This window comes from Arthrobacter sp. LAR12-1-1.1, from assembly GCF_040676555.1.
Taxonomy (GTDB): Bacteria; Actinomycetota; Actinomycetes; order Actinomycetales; family Micrococcaceae; genus Arthrobacter.
The window spans coordinates 478968-494732 of record NZ_JBEGIG010000001.1 but is presented as its reverse complement, the minus strand read 5'-3'; the positions used below and the strand labels follow the sequence as shown (position 1 = coordinate 494732).

13 protein-coding genes are annotated in these 15765 nt (G+C 66.7%); 6 read left to right on the top strand and 7 right to left on the bottom strand.

Annotated elements, in window-relative coordinates; all coding sequences use genetic code 11:
* Positions 1 to 14: 14 nt before the first annotated feature.
* Positions 15 to 1025, bottom strand: coding sequence for a YeiH family protein (locus tag MRBLAR12_RS02295; RefSeq protein ID WP_364743224.1), 1011 nt, complete (start codon positions 1023 to 1025; stop codon positions 15 to 17).
* A gap of 144 nt (positions 1026 to 1169) precedes the next feature.
* Between MRBLAR12_RS02295 and MRBLAR12_RS02290 the strand changes: the two genes are divergently transcribed.
* The 3 genes from MRBLAR12_RS02290 to MRBLAR12_RS02280 are packed head-to-tail and all read left to right on the top strand — an operon-like array spanning position 1170 to position 4532.
* Positions 1170 to 2765: a circularly permuted type 2 ATP-grasp protein gene (locus MRBLAR12_RS02290; protein WP_364743222.1), complete on the top strand. Its 1596-nt coding sequence runs from the start codon at positions 1170 to 1172 to the stop codon at positions 2763 to 2765.
* Positions 2758 to 3684: an alpha-E domain-containing protein gene (locus MRBLAR12_RS02285; protein ID WP_090577845.1), complete on the top strand. Its 927-nt coding sequence runs from the start codon at positions 2758 to 2760 to the stop codon at positions 3682 to 3684. The genes MRBLAR12_RS02290 and MRBLAR12_RS02285 overlap by 8 nt, the downstream gene beginning before the upstream one ends.
* Entirely contained in the window at positions 3681 to 4532 is an 852-nt protein-coding gene (locus tag MRBLAR12_RS02280; protein WP_229992596.1) for a transglutaminase family protein, read from the top strand. The genes MRBLAR12_RS02285 and MRBLAR12_RS02280 overlap by 4 nt, the downstream gene beginning before the upstream one ends.
* A 95-nt stretch (positions 4533 to 4627) precedes the next feature.
* On the opposite strand, the gene MRBLAR12_RS02275 is transcribed toward MRBLAR12_RS02280, so the two are convergent.
* Positions 4628 to 5125 carry a pyridoxamine 5'-phosphate oxidase family protein gene (locus MRBLAR12_RS02275; RefSeq protein WP_229992595.1) on the bottom strand — a complete coding sequence of 166 codons (498 nt, stop codon included), beginning with the start codon at positions 5123 to 5125 and terminating at the stop codon, positions 4628 to 4630.
* Positions 5126 to 5283: 158 nt separating this feature from the next.
* On the opposite strand from MRBLAR12_RS02275, the gene MRBLAR12_RS02270 reads away from it, so the two are divergent.
* Complete coding sequence (locus tag MRBLAR12_RS02270; RefSeq protein WP_229992594.1) at positions 5284 to 6984, top strand: GAF domain-containing sensor histidine kinase; 1701 nt, start codon at positions 5284 to 5286, stop codon at positions 6982 to 6984.
* Between the two features lie 46 nt (positions 6985 to 7030).
* On the opposite strand, the gene MRBLAR12_RS02265 is transcribed toward MRBLAR12_RS02270, so the two are convergent.
* The gene (locus tag MRBLAR12_RS02265) at positions 7031 to 7762 is read right to left on the bottom strand and encodes a response regulator (protein WP_290369320.1); all 732 of its coding nucleotides are present in this window, start codon (positions 7760 to 7762) and stop codon (positions 7031 to 7033) included.
* A 307-nt stretch (positions 7763 to 8069) separates the two neighbouring features.
* Here MRBLAR12_RS02265 and MRBLAR12_RS02260 point away from each other — a divergent pair, with 307 nt between their 5' ends.
* Positions 8070 to 8513 (top strand): universal stress protein, encoded by a 444-nt coding sequence (locus MRBLAR12_RS02260; RefSeq protein WP_229992593.1) that lies wholly within the window; start codon positions 8070 to 8072, stop codon positions 8511 to 8513.
* A gap of 100 nt (positions 8514 to 8613) precedes the next feature.
* Here the strand turns inward: MRBLAR12_RS02260 and MRBLAR12_RS02255 are convergent, their stop codons facing one another.
* The 3 genes from MRBLAR12_RS02255 to glgC all read right to left on the bottom strand — a co-directional run bounded on the left by MRBLAR12_RS02255 (position 8614) and on the right by glgC (position 12174).
* Positions 8614 to 9081 carry a pyridoxamine 5'-phosphate oxidase family protein gene (locus MRBLAR12_RS02255; RefSeq protein ID WP_364743217.1) on the bottom strand — a complete coding sequence of 156 codons (468 nt, stop codon included), beginning with the start codon at positions 9079 to 9081 and terminating at the stop codon, positions 8614 to 8616.
* A 108-nt stretch (positions 9082 to 9189) separates the two neighbouring features.
* Positions 9190 to 10698, bottom strand: coding sequence for an SDR family oxidoreductase (locus MRBLAR12_RS02250; RefSeq protein ID WP_229992591.1), 1509 nt, complete (start codon positions 10696 to 10698; stop codon positions 9190 to 9192).
* 60 nt (positions 10699 to 10758) lie between these two features.
* Positions 10759 to 12174, bottom strand: coding sequence for a glucose-1-phosphate adenylyltransferase (glgC, locus tag MRBLAR12_RS02245; RefSeq protein ID WP_414645444.1), 1416 nt, complete (start codon positions 12172 to 12174; stop codon positions 10759 to 10761).
* A gap of 102 nt (positions 12175 to 12276) precedes the next feature.
* Between glgC and glgA the strand changes: the two genes are divergently transcribed.
* Complete coding sequence (gene glgA, locus MRBLAR12_RS02240) at positions 12277 to 13482, top strand: glycogen synthase (protein WP_229992590.1); 1206 nt, start codon at positions 12277 to 12279, stop codon at positions 13480 to 13482.
* A 75-nt stretch (positions 13483 to 13557) separates the two neighbouring features.
* On the opposite strand, the gene MRBLAR12_RS02235 is transcribed toward glgA, so the two are convergent.
* On the bottom strand, positions 13558 to 15744 hold the full coding sequence (locus tag MRBLAR12_RS02235) for an acyl-CoA dehydrogenase (protein ID WP_364743213.1): 2187 nt from the start codon (positions 15742 to 15744) through the stop codon (positions 13558 to 13560).
* Positions 15745 to 15765: the final 21 nt, after the last annotated feature.

Here is a 15765-nt window from a genome sequence, read left to right as displayed (position 1 = left end):
GCGTGTGCGCCGGATCACGCCGGTGGGAACATCAGGTACGCGGCCGCCAGGCCCAGCAGGGCGATCAGCAGCCAGGACGCCAGCGCGGCCAGCAGCGCGCGTGCGCCGGTGTGCACCAGCTGCCCCACGCGGACGGCGGAGCCCAGCCCGAACAACGCCATGCCCAGCAGCGCGTCCTGGAGGGCGGCGGCCCCGTCCAGCACTGCGGGGGAGAGCCACCCGGTGGTGCGCAGGCCCGCCAGGGCCACGAATCCGATGACGAACAGCGGGATCACCGGCGGACGCGTGGCGCCGTCGTCGGCGGTGCCCAGCCGGTGGTGGAACCCCGCGGCGGCGACCATCGGGGCCAGCAGGATCACCCGGGTGAGTTTGACGACGACGGCGACCGCCAGGGCCGTGGCGCCCGCGGTCTGGGCGGTGGCGACCACCTGCCCGACGTCGTGCACCGAGGCGCCGGTCCACGCCCCGAAGAGCTCCGGGCCGAGTCCCAGCGGCCGCGCGAGCAACGGCAGCACCCCGATTGCCAGCGTTCCACACAGGGTCACGAGCGCCACGGGCAGCACGGTGTCCTCCTGCCGGATTCTGCGTACGGCGGCCATCGCCCCGATCGCGGACGCTCCGCAGATGGCGAAACCGGTGGCCACCAGCAGCGATACCCGGGGAGGAAGCCGGAAGAGCCTGCTGATCCCGTATGTGCCAGCGAAGGCAGCCAGCACCACGGCCGTCACGAGCAGCAGCGCAGCCCAGCCCAGGCCCAGCACATCACCGAGGCTGACTTTCAGGCCCAGCACCACGATCCCGGCCCGCATCAGGTGTTTGCCGGCGAAGTCGAGCCCGGGACGCGCCGGCCCGGCGGTCCACCCCGCCACGCCGGGCAGGTTCGCGGCCAGGAGCCCGAGGAGCACGGCCAGGGTCATCGCCGGCAGCGCCGGAAGCAGCAGATGGACGGCGACGGCGACGGCAACGGCGGCCGCGGCGCCGATCAGGCCTGGCGCGGCCGCGGCAGCGGATCTCTTGGGGGGCACGCCCCTACATTGCCGTACCCGGCCGGAAAAGCCGTAACCGCGGCCATCCCGGCAAGCGGGCCCGCGCCTGAGGACCGCGCTCCGCGGGCCGCCGCGCGGGCCGCCGAAATGATTTCGTAACGAAAAAGTGGTTGGCTAGTGACCATGTCTGACCTATTCCAGGATTACTCCGAGGCCGCCGGCCGAACCGGCGCCTACGACGAGATGTTTGCCCCCGGCCAGCAGGCCCGGAAGTCCTACGGGCAGGTGGCCGTGGCCCTGCGTGAACTTTCGTTGGCTGACGTCAGCGCCCGTGCCGATTCCATGGCGCGGACCTTCCTGGACCGCGGCGTGACGTTCGACTTCGCAGGTGAAGAGCGGCCGTTCCCGCTGGACATCGTCCCCCGGGTGATCCCCGCCGATGAGTGGAGCGTCCTGGAACGCGGTGTGGCCCAGCGGGTCCGCGCCCTGGAAGCCTTCCTTAACGACGTCTACGACAAAATGACGGTGGTGTCCGACGGCGTCATCCCGCGCCAGCTCGTCACCACCAGCGCGCACTTCCACCGCCAGGTGCACGGCTTCGAACCGGCCGGCGGCGTCCGCGTCCACATTTCCGGTATCGACGTCGTCCGCGACGCCGCGGGCACCTTCCGCGTCCTGGAGGACAACGTGCGTGTGCCCTCGGGCGTCAGCTACGTCCTCGAGAACCGCAGGGCCATGGCCAAGGGCCTGCCCGAGGCCTTCGGCCAGCAGCTCATCCGCCCGGTCGAGGAGTACCCCCGCCGGCTCCTGTCCGCCCTGCGGAAGACGGCGCCCTCCGGCGTCGACGATCCCACCGTGGTGGTCCTGACCCCCGGCGTGTTCAACAGCGCCTACTTTGAGCACACCCTGCTCGCCGGCCTGATGGGTGTCGAACTCGTCGAGGGCCGCGACCTCATCTGCCGCGGCAACCGGGTCTACATGCGCACCACGGCCGGCGAGCAGCGGGTGGACGTGATCTACAAACGGATCGACGACGAATTCCTGGACCCGCTGCAGTTCCGCGCCGACTCCATGCTCGGCTGCCCCGGCCTGGTCAACGCCGCCCGCGCCGGCGGCGTCACGATCGCCAACGCCGTGGGCAACGGCGTCGCCGATGACAAGCTGGTCTACAGCTACGTGCCCGACCTCATCCGCTACTACCTGAGCGAAGAGCCCCTGATCGCCAACGTGGACACGTTCCGGCTGGAAGAGAAAGAGGCCCGGGAGCACGTCCTGGACCGCCTCGACGAGCTCGTGGTCAAGCCCGTGGACGGCTCGGGCGGCAAGGGCCTGGTGATCGGCCCGGACGCCTCCAGGGACGAACTCGATGCCCTGCGCAAGCGGATCATCGCCGACCCCCGCGGCTGGATAGCCCAGCCGGTGCTGCAGCTGTCCACCGTGCCCACGCTCAGCGGCGACAAGTTCGGCCCCCGGCACGTGGACCTGCGCCCCTTCGCCGTCAACGACGGCGAGGACGTCTGGGTTCTCCCCGGCGGACTGACCCGCGTGGCGCTCAAGGAGGGCTCGCTGATCGTCAATTCCAGCCAGGGCGGCGGCTCCAAGGACACCTGGGTCCTGGCGGATTCCCCGCAGGTCCCCGTCGAAGTGATCCCGCGGCCCAGCATCGCAATCCGCGAGCGGGTTTCGGTCTGGCCGGTGGAGAGCAACTGGCGCGACAGCCAGAAAGAACAGCAGCAGCAGCAGATTTCTGACGCGCAGGAGGTACCCGCGAATGCTTAGCCGTATTGCCGAGTCACTTTTTTGGATCGGCCGCTACGTGGAACGGGCCGACGGCACGGCCCGGATCCTCGACGTCCACCTCGAGCGGCTCAACCATCTGCCCATGGAGGAACAGCGCAGCGTCGCGCAGGAACTCCTCGCCGTCATGGGGGCCCGTGCGCAGAATGAGGATTTCGGCCTGCCGGAACTGCTCAATGCCCTCGCCTACGACAAGCAGAGTGCCACGTCCATTGCCGGCTCCCTCGGCGCGGCCCGGGAAAACGCCCGGCGCGCCCGCGAGACCGTCTCCTCCGGGCTCTGGGAAAGCCTGAACACGACCTACTACGGGCTGAACCAGCACCGCAAGGACGTGGTGGGCACCTACCGCTTCTGCAACTGGGTCCTGGAACGCACCGCCATGGTCAGCGGCCTGGCCGACACCACCGTCAGCCACGATGAGAGCTGGCAGTTCCTGGTCCTGGGCCGGTCCCTGGAGCGGGCCGACATGACCGCGCGCATGCTCTCCACGCGCGATGTCCTCTCGGCCGGCATGTCGTGGGTGAACATGCTCCGCTGCGCCGGCGCGTACGAATCCTTCCTGCGGACCCGCCGGGCGGCGTTCGGGGACCAGCACGCGGCCGAATTCCTGCTCCTGGACAGGCTGTTCCCGCGGTCCATCGTCTACGCCCTGCGCGACGCCGACGAGTGCCTGGCGAAACTGGACCCCTCGGCCCAGCGCGTCGGCTTCATTAACGACGCCCGCCGGATTGTCGGCCAGGCCCGCACTTTCCTGGAGTTCCACCGCACCGATGACCTCATGTCGGAGCTGCCGGAGCACATGGAGCGTGTGCAAAAAGCGGTTTCGCAGGCCTCGGACGCCATTTCCCGTAAGTACTTCAATCAGGCAGACGAACTGGCCTGGGTGGGAGAAGTTTCATGACCCGGCTGAACATCGTCCACAAGACGGCATACAAGTACAACAAACGCGTCACGCTTTCCTACAACGAGGCCCGGATGACCCCGCTGACGGACCCGCAGCAGGTGGTCCTGGAGTCCTCCATGAAGGTGTCGCCCTCGCAGGCGGCCATGAGCAGCTACCGCGACTACTGGGGCACGCGCGTGACGGCTTTCGACATGCAGATGCCACACGAGCACCTCGAAGTCCTGTCCACCACCACCGTTGAGGTGCACCGGGTCGAGAAGATCGCAGCCGAGGCCGACATTGTGGGATGGGACGTCCTGGCCGCACCGGAGACGCTCAACCAGTTCAGTGACTGGGTTCCCCAGTCCCAGCTGACGAATCCCGGCTCTGAAGTGCTCGCCATCATCCCCGGAGTTGTGGAGGGAAAAACGCCGCACGAGGCGGCCATGGCAGTCTTTGCCTGGATGCGCGGCGAAATGACCTATATGAAGGGCTCCACCGGCGTGACCACCAACGCCGAGCAGGCCTGGAACCAGCGGCAGGGCGTCTGCCAGGACCTGGCACACCTCGCCATCGGCTCCCTGCGCAGTTGCGGTATCCCGGCCCGCTATGTGTCCGGCTACCTTCACCCCCGCTCGACGGCGGACCTCGGCGAGACAGTTGCCGGCCAATCCCATGCGTGGCTCGAGTGGTGGGACGGCGAATGGCGGAGCTGGGACCCGACCAACCACAAGCCGGCGGGGGACTTCCACGTCACTGTCGCCCGGGGCCGCGACTACCGCGACGTGCCGCCGCTTAAGGGCATCCTGTCCGGCGGCGGGGGATCGGCCCTCACCGTCAGCGTGGAGATCACCCGCCTGGCCTAAACCGTTGCGCCGCTCCACGTTGCGCTATCAGATCGGGCTGCCCTGAGGCCCTCAAAGCAGCCCGATCTGATAGAGCATGCGGTGCTTTGGGGGAGTTATTCGAGGCCGGAGCGGGTGGAGTCGTCCAACGGCGTCCACCACGTCTGCGGCGGTACCACCTTGAAGCGCCGGCCTGTGACGGTGTCCGCCGTGATCCGGACGAAGTGTTCCTTTTGTCCGGCCTGCCACGGGAACAGCAGCAGGCCCACCGTGTCCATGACTTCCTGGGGGTTCTGCACCGGCGCGGCCTGGCCTTTGACGACAACGCTCCAGGCGACGCCGGTGTCCGCGTTCACGCCGTCCGCTTCCAACGCCACCGGAGTGTCTCCGGTGGCCGCCTGCAGCTTGGTGCCCTCGGCGGTCCGGAAGACCAGGGTACCGTGGTCCACTTTGTAGTTGATGGGGAAGATGTCGGGGTGATCGTCCACCCAGACCGCAAGCCTGCCGACCGAGACGCTGCGCAATAATTGCCAGCATTCGTGAGTGGCCAGGTTTTCGACGGTGTGGGCCTTGTCCTTTGACTCGTGACTGCCCGGGCTCGACTCAGTACTCATGCCGGCGAGCGTACGCTGCCGGGGCTGGGGACGGCTAGGGCATATGGTCCCAGACGTCGGTTAAAACTGTGAATTCTGAGGCATTCCTGAGTTCTTCGCGGTATTCTGGCATAGGGCCGTCAGCGTCGACACGGGCCGGAGCGAGTGGGGGCAAAGATATGCAATCAACGGGTGAGGGTTCTGGCCATGCCGTATCCGAGCCAAATCCCGTGGTTGAGGAACTGCTGAAGGGGTTCGGCGCCCGGGCAGAAGAGCTGCTCCAATCCAAGGAACGCATGGCGGGGCTGCTGGAAGCGGTTGTCGCCCTGGCCGAGGACCTGAGCCTGGATGCCGTGCTGGAACGCGTGGTCGAATCGGCCTGCCGGTTGTTGCATGCACGCTTTGGTGCCCTGGGAGTCATCGGTGATGACCACGCGCTGAGCCACTTCATCACCGTGGGCATCGATGGCGAATTGTCGCGGCGGATCGGTCCGCTGCCCACCGGTCACGGCGTCCTTGGCCTCCTGATTACAGACCCCCGGCCGCTTCGGCTGCATGATCTGAGCAAGCACCTTGAAGCCTACGGGTTCCCAGCCCACCACCCTCCCATGCAGTCTTTCTTGGGGGTCCCGGTCCGTGTCCGGGAGGTCGTATTCGGAAACCTCTACCTCACGGAAAAGGAAGGCGGGGGCGACTTCACCGCCGAAGACGAAGCCTTGGCCGTCGCATTGGCGGCAGCCGCCGGCGTCGCCATTGAGAATGCCAGGCTCTATGACGACTCCCGCCGCCGGGCCCGCTGGCTGGAAGCCTGCATGGACGTCTCCGGGCTGATGCTGAGCACGGACCGCGACTACACCTCAGGCGGCCTGGACCCGATTGCCGGCCGCGCGCTCCAGGAGTCCGCGTCCGATCTCGCCCTGTTGGTGGCTCCCGCAGCCAACGGCGTTGACCACGTGGTGATCGGCGTTGCCGGTGGGCGCGGCGCGGCGTTTTCGGGAAAGTCATTGCATCTGGAATCAGGGCTCCTGGATAGTGTCCTTGAAGGCGGCGAGCCGGTGCTGTTCGACGACGCGTCGGAAGTGGTCGGGGAGGTCGACGCCGGAGTCACCGGTCCGCTGCTGGCGGTGGCACTGAGCACCCAAGGCGCCCACCATGGTCTCCTGCTGCTGGCACGGAACAAGGATTCGGTCCGCTACGCCCGGACGGACATCGAGATGGGGGCCGTCTTCGGCTCCCACGTTGCCCTCGCCTTGGAACTGTCCCGGGTGCACCGGCTGCGCGAAGAGCTCCTGGTCTTCACGGACCGCGACAGGATTGCCCGGGACCTGCACGACCTCGTCATCCAGCGGCTGTTCGCCGCCGGGCTGAGCGTGCAGAGCCTGACCCGGTTCACCAAGGACGAACTGGCGTGGGAGCGCATCCGCACCATCACAGGTGAACTCGACGAGGCGATCCGCAGCCTGCGCGACACCATCTACTCACTGAAGAGCAATATCGGCGATGCCGAATTGCTGAGCGGACGGATCCGTCGGGTCACGCGAAGTTCGGCGAAATCCATGCCCTTTGCACCGCGCCTGACCATCACAGGACCCGTGGATGCCGTGACTCCGGACAAGGCCGACAACGTCGTGGCTGTGGTTTCCGAAGGGCTCAGCAACGCCATCCGGCACTCCGGGGCTGATACCATCTCGGTCTCGGTGGCGGTCGTCAAGGGCCGCGTGACGGTGGTAATCAGCGACAACGGCGCCGGATTCGCCCAACCCGGAAAACGCAACGGGCTGAGCAATCTCGAGGACCGGGCACGCATGCTGGACGGCGAATGCACCATTACGAGCGCGCCCGACGCCGGCACCAGCCTGGAGTGGTCCGTGCCCCTCTAGCCCGGTGTCCCTCTAGCCGGCGCGCAGGGAGGCTCGCGCAGGGAGGTTACCGGACGCTGTGAGGCCGGGTGCCATCGCCGGTGCCTGCACCGGAGGCCACCGGAAATGCCGGGCTGGCGATGAAGACAGCGGCCTGGGTGCGTCGTTCGAAACCGAGCTTGGCCAGCAGCGACGACACATAGTTCTTGACGGTCTTTTCTGCCAGGAACATTTCGGCGGCAATTTGCCGATTGGTCAGCCCGCCGCCCACCAGCTCCAACACCTTGCGTTCCTGGGGCGTGAGGGATGAGGTGCGCGGGTCAACTTCCTCGGCCTCCACCAGGCTGTCCACGATGCCGGCGGCGACGTCTTCCTCGAAGAGGGTCTCGCCCGCTGCTGCCCGCCGCAGCGCTCCGATCAGGTCCGTGCCGCCGATCTCCTTCAGCACATATCCGCGCGCGCCGGCCAGCACGGCCCCGCGCAGGGCTTGTTCGTCGTCGAAGCTCGTCAGGATGATGCAGTTCAAGGACGGGTCCACCGACCGCACGTCCCGGCAGACTTCAATACCGGTTCCGTCCGGCAAGCGGGCGTCCAGCACGCAGACATCGGGGTGCAGTGCGGGAATGCGGCGGGTCGCCTCCACCGCGGATCCGGAACTGCCGACCACCACGAAACCCTCGCCTTCGAGAAGTTCCTGCAGTCCGCGTCTGACGAGTTCGTGGTCATCGAGGATGAAGACGCGGATCACCGCCTGCACGCCATCAGGTGCAGCGAGACCTGCGTCTGCCCAGGCAATCATGGTTCTCCCGTCCGGCCGCTTGCGGGACCGCTCGATTCTGTAGTCATTGACTTCTGTGGTGCATGAACATCTGTGGTGCATTGACTACCCCAGCCTCTGCCATTCTTCTGCACTGCGGCGCCACGGACAAGGGTCATAGTGCCCAACGGGCCGCCTGCGACCGCTGCACTGATCGCTTTCGGACGCGAGCTGGCTGGTGTGCTTGCATGACTTTTGGCCCTAGGCTCCCTGGCCGGGCGGAGGAAATCATTGGAGCGTCGCCATCTGGCGCAGCAGGCTCGGCCGGCACGAGGACAAGGGTTAACCGATGAACGAAGCCAGGGACGTCCGCACGATCGTGGTAGGCGTTGACGGCTCGGACGCTTCGGTGTCGGCGTTACGGCATGCGCAGGCCCTCGCGGTGCCGCTGTCCGCCAAGATCGTGGCGCTGGCGTGCTGGGACTACCCTCCGGTGTACGACGGCTACGTCGCCGTCGGCATCGAGGACTTCGACGTCCGGGCAGGGGAAATCCTGGCCGAGGCGGTGGTGAAGGCTTTCGGCCCGGACACCCCGGACAACGTCGAGGCCCGCCTCGTCCAGGGACATCCCCGCCGCATGCTTATCGAGGAAAGCAAGTCCGCGGACATGCTCGTGGTGGGCCGCCGCGGCCACGGCGGGTTCGGCGGCCTGCTCCTGGGATCAGTCAGTTCGGCCTGCGTGGCGCATGCGCATTGCCCGGTACTGGTCGTTCACTCGCCAGAAAGCGACTGACGCCGGAATCCCTGCACGGAGCTATTCGAACCCACGTGATTCGAACCGTGTCCTATTCGAACCGTGTCCTATTCGAACCGTGTCCTATTCGACCCGCGAGCTATTCGAACGAGGCACGGCGCTGGTCCGAGAGACGGGTGACCCACACATCGGGCCTGTTGACCTTGAAGCGTCGCCCGGTCAGCGCCTTGGGAGCCACACGCAAGTAGTACGGCTTGCCGCCGGGCTGCCACGGTTCCAGGAGCAGGGCATCCGCCTCGTCCTTGTCCGCCTGGTTCTCCATCAGTTCGGCTTCGCCGCGTGCCATCACGCTCCAGGCCGTCTCGTCGCGGGCGTCGTACCCGTCGATCTCGAATGCGACCGGCTTGCCCGTGATGGCGCCCCACAGCTTCGTGCCCCCCGAGGTGCGGAAGACAATCGTGCGCCGCTCCAGCACGAAGTTCACCGGAAAGATCTCTGGATGGCTGTCCACGATCAGCGCTACGCGCCCCACGACTTCGGCATCGAGCAGCGCCCAGCACTGGTCCATGGTCAGCGAGTAATCCGGCAGTGGCGTGGTTGTGTCCATGTGGAGCCACGTTACGTACCGGCCCGGACCCCGATTAGGGCCATAAGGCCTGCACTGCGCTCCTCACTGCACTGCACACCTCAGCGTGAGGCGCCACCCGGGTGCCTGTCACCAGGGGCTGGGCTTGTAGTCCTTCAGGAAGACGCCGTACTGGTCCTCGCCGGATTCGCCCATCACGATGGGGTCGTAAACGCGGGCGGCGCCGTCAACCAGGTCAAGGGGCGCGTGGAAGCCCTCTTCCATGAGGCGGACTTTGGTGTAGTGCGGCCGCTCGTCCGTAATCCAGCCGGTGTCCACGGCCGTCATCAGGATGCCGTCGGCGTCGAGCATTTCCTGGGCACTGGTACGGGTCATCATGTTCAGCGCAGCCTTGGCCATGTTCGTGTGCGGGTGCCCGGGGCCCTTGTAGGCGCGGGAGAACTGGCCTTCCATGGCGCTGACATTGACGATGTACTTCCGCCGCGCGGTGGAGCGCTTCATGGCGCCGCGCAGCCGGCTGACCAGCAGGAAGGGAGCCGTTACGTTGCACAGCTGCACTTCGAGCATCTCCAGAGGGTCCACTTCGTCCAGCACCTGGGTCCAGCTGTTGATCGTGGCGAGGTCCGGGACCAGCCCGCCGGCGTCGATGGCGGTGCCGGAGGCAATGCGCTCCAGCGACGCGGAGCCCGTGGAGAGGGCGAGGGAAGTGATTGCGTCCCCGGCCAGGACGGGATGGTCGAACACGCTGCTGGCAAGGGCAAGCGGGTGCTTGTCGTGGGCGTGGCCGAACGTGACGAGTTCCGGGCCCCCGTTGGCAGCCTGGAGAGCGGCTGGCAGCGGCTCGTCCTCTGCGTCGACGAGGGGCTTGTAGGCGTTGCCGGAGCGCCGCACCGTCTGGGCCGCATTGTTGATGATGATGTCCAGCGGCCCTGCGGCATCGAGGGAATCCGTCAGGGCCATTACCTGGGACGGGTCGCGGAGGTCGATGCCCACGATCCGGATCCGGTGCAGCCAGTCGGTACTGTCCTCCATCGCGGCGAAGCGGCGGGCGGCGTCCTTGGGGAACCGGGTGGTGATGGTGGTGTGGGCGCCGTCCCGGAGGAGCCGGAGCGCGATGTACATGCCGATCTTTGCCCGGCCGCCGGTCAGCAGGGCTCTGCGGCCGGTCAGATCGGTGCGGGCGTCGCGCTTGCTGTGGCTGAACATGGCGCACTCGGGACACAGCTGGTGGTAGAAGGCGTCCACTTGGGTGTAGTGCTGCTTACAGATGTAACACGGCCGGGACCTGATGAGATGGCCGGCGATCTCCCCGGTCGCGGACGTGGCGAGCTTGTTGCCGCGCGTCTCGTCGTCGATCCTGTCGGGGGCCGCCGTCGCCGTCTGGGCGATCACGGCGCGGTCCGCCTCGGCGATCTCATCGCGCTTGCTGACCCGCCGGTGGCGCTTGACGGCCTTGAACATCTTCCCGGTGGCGCGGCGCACGGAAAGGTAGTCCGGGTGTTCCTCGTCATAGGCGTGGATCGTGTTCAGGACCTTCAGGCAGGCCTGGATTTCCTCCGGGGTCAGCTCGGCCAAGCCGGGCCCGGCAAGACCAGACTCGGCAGAGGGAAGATCGGAGGACAGATCGGGGGAGCTCATTGCCCTAATTTTACAGGGTGCGGGGACCCGGCCTGACCGCAGCGCCGGGCCCCCGCCTGACTATGCCGTGGGCGATTGCTTGGCCGGTGCGTCCGCGCCGACCGCGGCGGCCTGCACGTGGACAACCTTGTCCACGGACTCCCGCAATTCGGGCCAGCTCTCCGTCGCGGTGCGGACGGCATCCGGCACCAGGCGGAGGTTGGCCGCAGAGAGCGCCCGTTCCGAATCGCTCGGGTCCGGGACCACCTGCCCCTTGGACAGGACCGTAATTCCGGAGTCGGTGACCTTGAACCCGCGGGCGCGGTCCAGTTCGGGGTCGAGCCCGATAGCGGCCCCGGCCGGAACCTTGACGTTCTTGTCGATGATGGCGCGTTTGATGACAGCGCCTTCGCCGACATTGACCTTGTCCATCAGTACCGAGTCCAGGACCCGGCTTGCGGTGCCGACGTAGACGTCATTGGAGAGCACGGACCCCTCCACAATGCCGCCAGAGACGACGACACCGCTGGCCACGATGGAATCCAGTGCCGTACCCACAGTGTTGGACTTGCCGCGGACAAACTTGGCCGGCGGCGAAATGCTCTGGCGGGTGTAGATCGGCCACTCAGAGTTGTAGAGGTTGAAGACCGGAACGGGGGAGATCAGGTCCATGTGGGCGTCGTAGAACGAATCGATGGTGCCGACGTCGCGCCAGTAGGTGCGGTCCCGTTCGGTGGACCCGGGAATGTCGTTGAGGGTGAAGTCGTAGACGCCGGCCTCACCCTGGTTCACGAAGTAGGGAATGATGTCCCCGCCCATGTCGTGCTTGGTGTCGAGGCGCTCGGCGTCCACGTGGAGGGCTTCGACCAGGGCATCGGCGTCGAACACGTAGTTGCCCATGGAGGCCAGGAACTGGCTGGGGTCGGCCGCGAGGCCGGGCGTCGAGGACGGCTTCTCGACGAACGCGGCAATTTTCTCCGGGTTGTCCGCATCCGTTTCGATCACGCCGAACTGGTCCGCCATGTGCAGAGGCTGGCGGACGGCGGCGACTGTGGCTTTGGCCCCGCTGGCGACGTGCTGCGCCACCATCTGGGAGAAGTCCATCCGGTAGACGTGGTCTGCGCCGACCACCACCACGATGTCGGGATTGGCGTCATGAATGAGGTTTAGGGACTGATAGATGGCGTTTGCGCTGCCGAGGAACCAGCTCTTGCCGACGCGCTGCTGGGCCGGAACCGAGGCCACATAGTTGCCCAACTGGGTGGACATGCGCCACGTTTCGGAAATGTGCCGGTCAAGGCTGTGGGACTTGTATTGCGTCAACACCACAATTTGTAGATAGCGGGAATTCACAAGATTTGAAAGGGCAAAGTCAATTAGCCGGTAGCTTCCGGCAAACGGGACACCAGGCTTGGCCCGGTCCGCCGTCAACGGCATGAGCCGGTTTCCCTCGCCACCTGCGAGGACAATTGCCAAAACTCTCTTTTGATGCGGCATGGTGATAGCTCCTGAACGCCTTCGTTACTCCCCAATACAGTCCGGCATGCCCGAACGTCTTCACACTAGATCAGTTCCACCGTAACGACTACCTTGGTGCATGTGCGAATAGATATTGTGACCAAAGAATTCCCGCCGGAAATATACGGCGGCGCCGGGGTCCATGTGGCCGAGCTCAGCAGGGTGCTGGCCCAACGCGTGGATCTTCAGGTGCGTGCCTTCGGCGCGCCCCGCGAGCCCGGGTATCACGGAGCGACCGTCACGTCGTATTCCGTGCCCGACGACCTGGGCTCAGCAAACGCCGCCATCCAGACCCTCGGGGTGGACCTGAGGATCGTTCCGGACATAGCCGGCGCGGACCTGGTCCACTCCCACACCTGGTATGCCAACATGGCCGGACACATCGCGTCCCTGCTCCACGGCATCCCGCATGTCCTCAGCGCCCACAGCCTGGAACCGCTGCGCCCGTGGAAGGCCGAGCAACTCGGTGGCGGATACGCGGTGTCCTCATGGGTGGAAAAGACCGCCTACGAGGCCGCTGCCGCCATTATCGCGGTCTCTGAAGGGATGCGGCAGGACATCCTGCGCAGCTATCCCGACGTGGATCCGGCCAAGGTCAAGGTGGTCCATAACGGCATCGATGTCAGCCAGTGGAACCGGGACGAATCTGATGACATCATCCGTCCGCTCGGGATCGATCCGGAGCGCCCCAGCGTTGTTTTTGTGGGCCGGAACACCCGGCAGAAGGGCGTACCCTACCTGCTGCGGGCCGCCGCCAAGCTCCCGGCCGACGTCCAGCTGGTGCTGTGCCTCGGTGCCGCGGACACTCCGGAACTGGCGGCCGAGACGGCACGCCTGATCGAGGAGCTCCAGAGCCAGCGCAGCGGCGTGATCCTGATCGAGCGGATGCTGCCCCGCAACGAGGTCATCCAGGTGCTCAGCCACGCGACCGCGTTCGCGTGCCCGTCCATTTACGAACCGCTGGGCATCGTCAACCTGGAGGCGATGGCGTGCGGTGCCGCCGTGGTGGCCAGCGCCACCGGCGGTATTCCGGAGGTCGTCGAGCACGGCAAGACCGGGCTGCTTGTTCCGATCGAGCAGGTCACGGACGGCACCGGCATCCCGCTGGACCCGGAGAAGTTCGTCACCGACTTTGCCGAGGCCCTCATCGAAGTGGTGTCCGATCCTGCCCGGGCGCGCGCCATGGGCGAAGCCGGCCGGCGCCGGGCCGAGGAGCACTTCTCCTGGGAATCGATCACGGAGACCACGCTTGAGGTTTACCGCTCGGTGCTCAACGAGGGCTCCTGACCCGCATCTGAACGGCAATCGACGACGGCGCCGCCCCTGCTGAGGCGGCGGCGCCGTCGTCGTAATTCGGCTGGGTCAGGCGCCGTGGGCCTTTGTGCCGTGGGTTTTCGTGTCGTGGGCCTTTGTCACCCGGGCCGCGCGGGCGAGCAGGATCTTTTCGTCCAGGGGTGCCTGGCCGCTGGCCCGCTGCTTCCGGAAGTAGTCCCGGGCCTCGTCCTGGCGGACTTTCTCCGCGCCGGTGGAGATCTCCGCGCGGAGGTGCTCCGGTCCGTAGCCGAAGGCGTCCACCAGGTCCACGGCGTGCGGGCGGATCTTCACGAGCAGGCGGTTGATGTATTCGCCCACGGTGCGTCCGCGCTGCATCGACAGCCTGCCGTTCATGAGGTACCAGGACAGGTTCTTCTCGATCAGGGACAGGCCGAACAGATCACGCAGCCACGTCAGGACCTTGTGCGTGCCCGGGTCGCTGACTTTCCCGAGGGCCTCGGTAAAGGCCTCCCACTGCAGCAGCTCCGCATGGGCCTGGGCGGCCTCGATGAGTTCGTGCTGGTGCGCGTTGAACAAGGCGGCGCCCTGCTGCTGCGGGAGCCGGTTGGCACCCTTGAGGGCCGTGGCCACCTCCGCGACCATGGTCTGGACGCGGTCCGTCAGCAGGGTCCGCTGGCTTGCTTCGTCCTTGATCGCCAGGGCCGCTTTCTGCACTGATCCGGTGTCCGCCACGAACTGGGCGACGCCGCGCAGTCCGGTGCGGTGGATCGCGACACCGGTGGCCTGGCCCACGACGTAGCGGGCCAGCACGCCGAAGTTCACGGTGCGGAATTCCTTGGCGTAGTCGGCCAGCAGCCGCTTGGCGACCAGCTGCAGCAGGACCGTGTTGTCGCCCTCGAAAGTGGCGTACACGTCCAGGTCGGCGCGGAGCGAGGCGAAACGGTTCTCGATCAGGAACCCGGCGCCGCCGCAGGCCTCGCGGCATTCCTGCAGGGTATCGAGTGCGTGCCAGGTGCTGAGCGGTTTGAGTGCCGCGGCCAGGGTCTCGAGGTCCTGGCGGTCCTGGTCGGTGCTGTGACGGCCGGAGAAGACGTCGTCGAATTTCTGCAGCAGCTGGTCACTGGCGAAGCTCGCGGCGTACGTGGTGGCCAGCCGGGTGAAGAGCCGGCGCTGGTGCCGCTGGTAGTCCAGCAGGACTTCTTCGTCGGTCTGCGAGGAGGCGTTGAACTGCCGGCGTTCGGTGGCGTACTGGATGGCGGTTTTCAGGGCCAGTTTCGACGCCGTCACGGCGGCGCCGTCGAGGGAGACCCGGCCCTGGACCAGCGTGCCGAGCATGGTGAAGAAACGGCGGCCCGGACTGCCGATGGGGGACGTGTAGGTGCCCTCAGGGTCGACGTCGCCGTAGCGGTTCAGGAGGTTGGTGCGGGGGATCCGGACCTGGGTGAAGTGCAGCCGGCCGTTGTCGATGCCGTTCAGGCCGCCCTTAACGCCGTCGTCGTCGCCGCCGATGCCCGGCAGAAATTCCTTGGTTTCGGGGTCCCGCAGGTCCATGTAGAACGCGTGCACGCCGTGGTTGACGCCCTTGGTGACCAGTTGGGCGAACACGACGGCGGCCAGGCCGTCGGTGGCGGCGTTGCCGATGTAGTCTTTCCACGCGGCCCGGAACGGCGTGTGGACCACGAACTCCTGGGCCGCGGCGTCGTAGGTGGCGGTGGTGGCAATGCTGGCCACGTCCGAACCGTGCCCGGTCTCCGTCATGGCGAAGCAGCCCGGAATGTCCAGGCTCATGATGCCGGGCAGCCACTTTTCGTGGTGTTCGGCGGTGCCGAGGTGGTTCACCGCGGAGCCGAACAGTCCCCACTGGACACCGGCCTTGATCTGCAGCGACGGGTCGGCGATGACCAGCTCCTGGAAACCGGCCACGTTCCCGCCGTGATCATCCGAGCCGCCCACGGACGTGGGGAATGCGCGGTGAACGGCGCCGTTGTCCACCAGGATCCTGAGCTGTCCGAACGCGCGCTGGCGATGCTCGGTGTGGGTCAGGCCCTCGATCTTGTGCAGTTCCGGGCGGCCGGCGAGGCCCCTGGACTTCAGCCGGATATCGGCCCACTTGCCGAGGAGCTGTTCGCCAAGGGCCGCGACGTCGACGGCGGGCGCCTCAGGGGAGCTGGGTTCGGCGCCGGAACGGCCGGCCGTTGTGGCTGCCGGCGTCGCTGCCGGCGTCGTGGTGTGGCGAGATGCGTTGCCGGTGGTGCGGTCGGCTAGTTCAGTCATGTCGTTTCCTTCTGTGGTTCT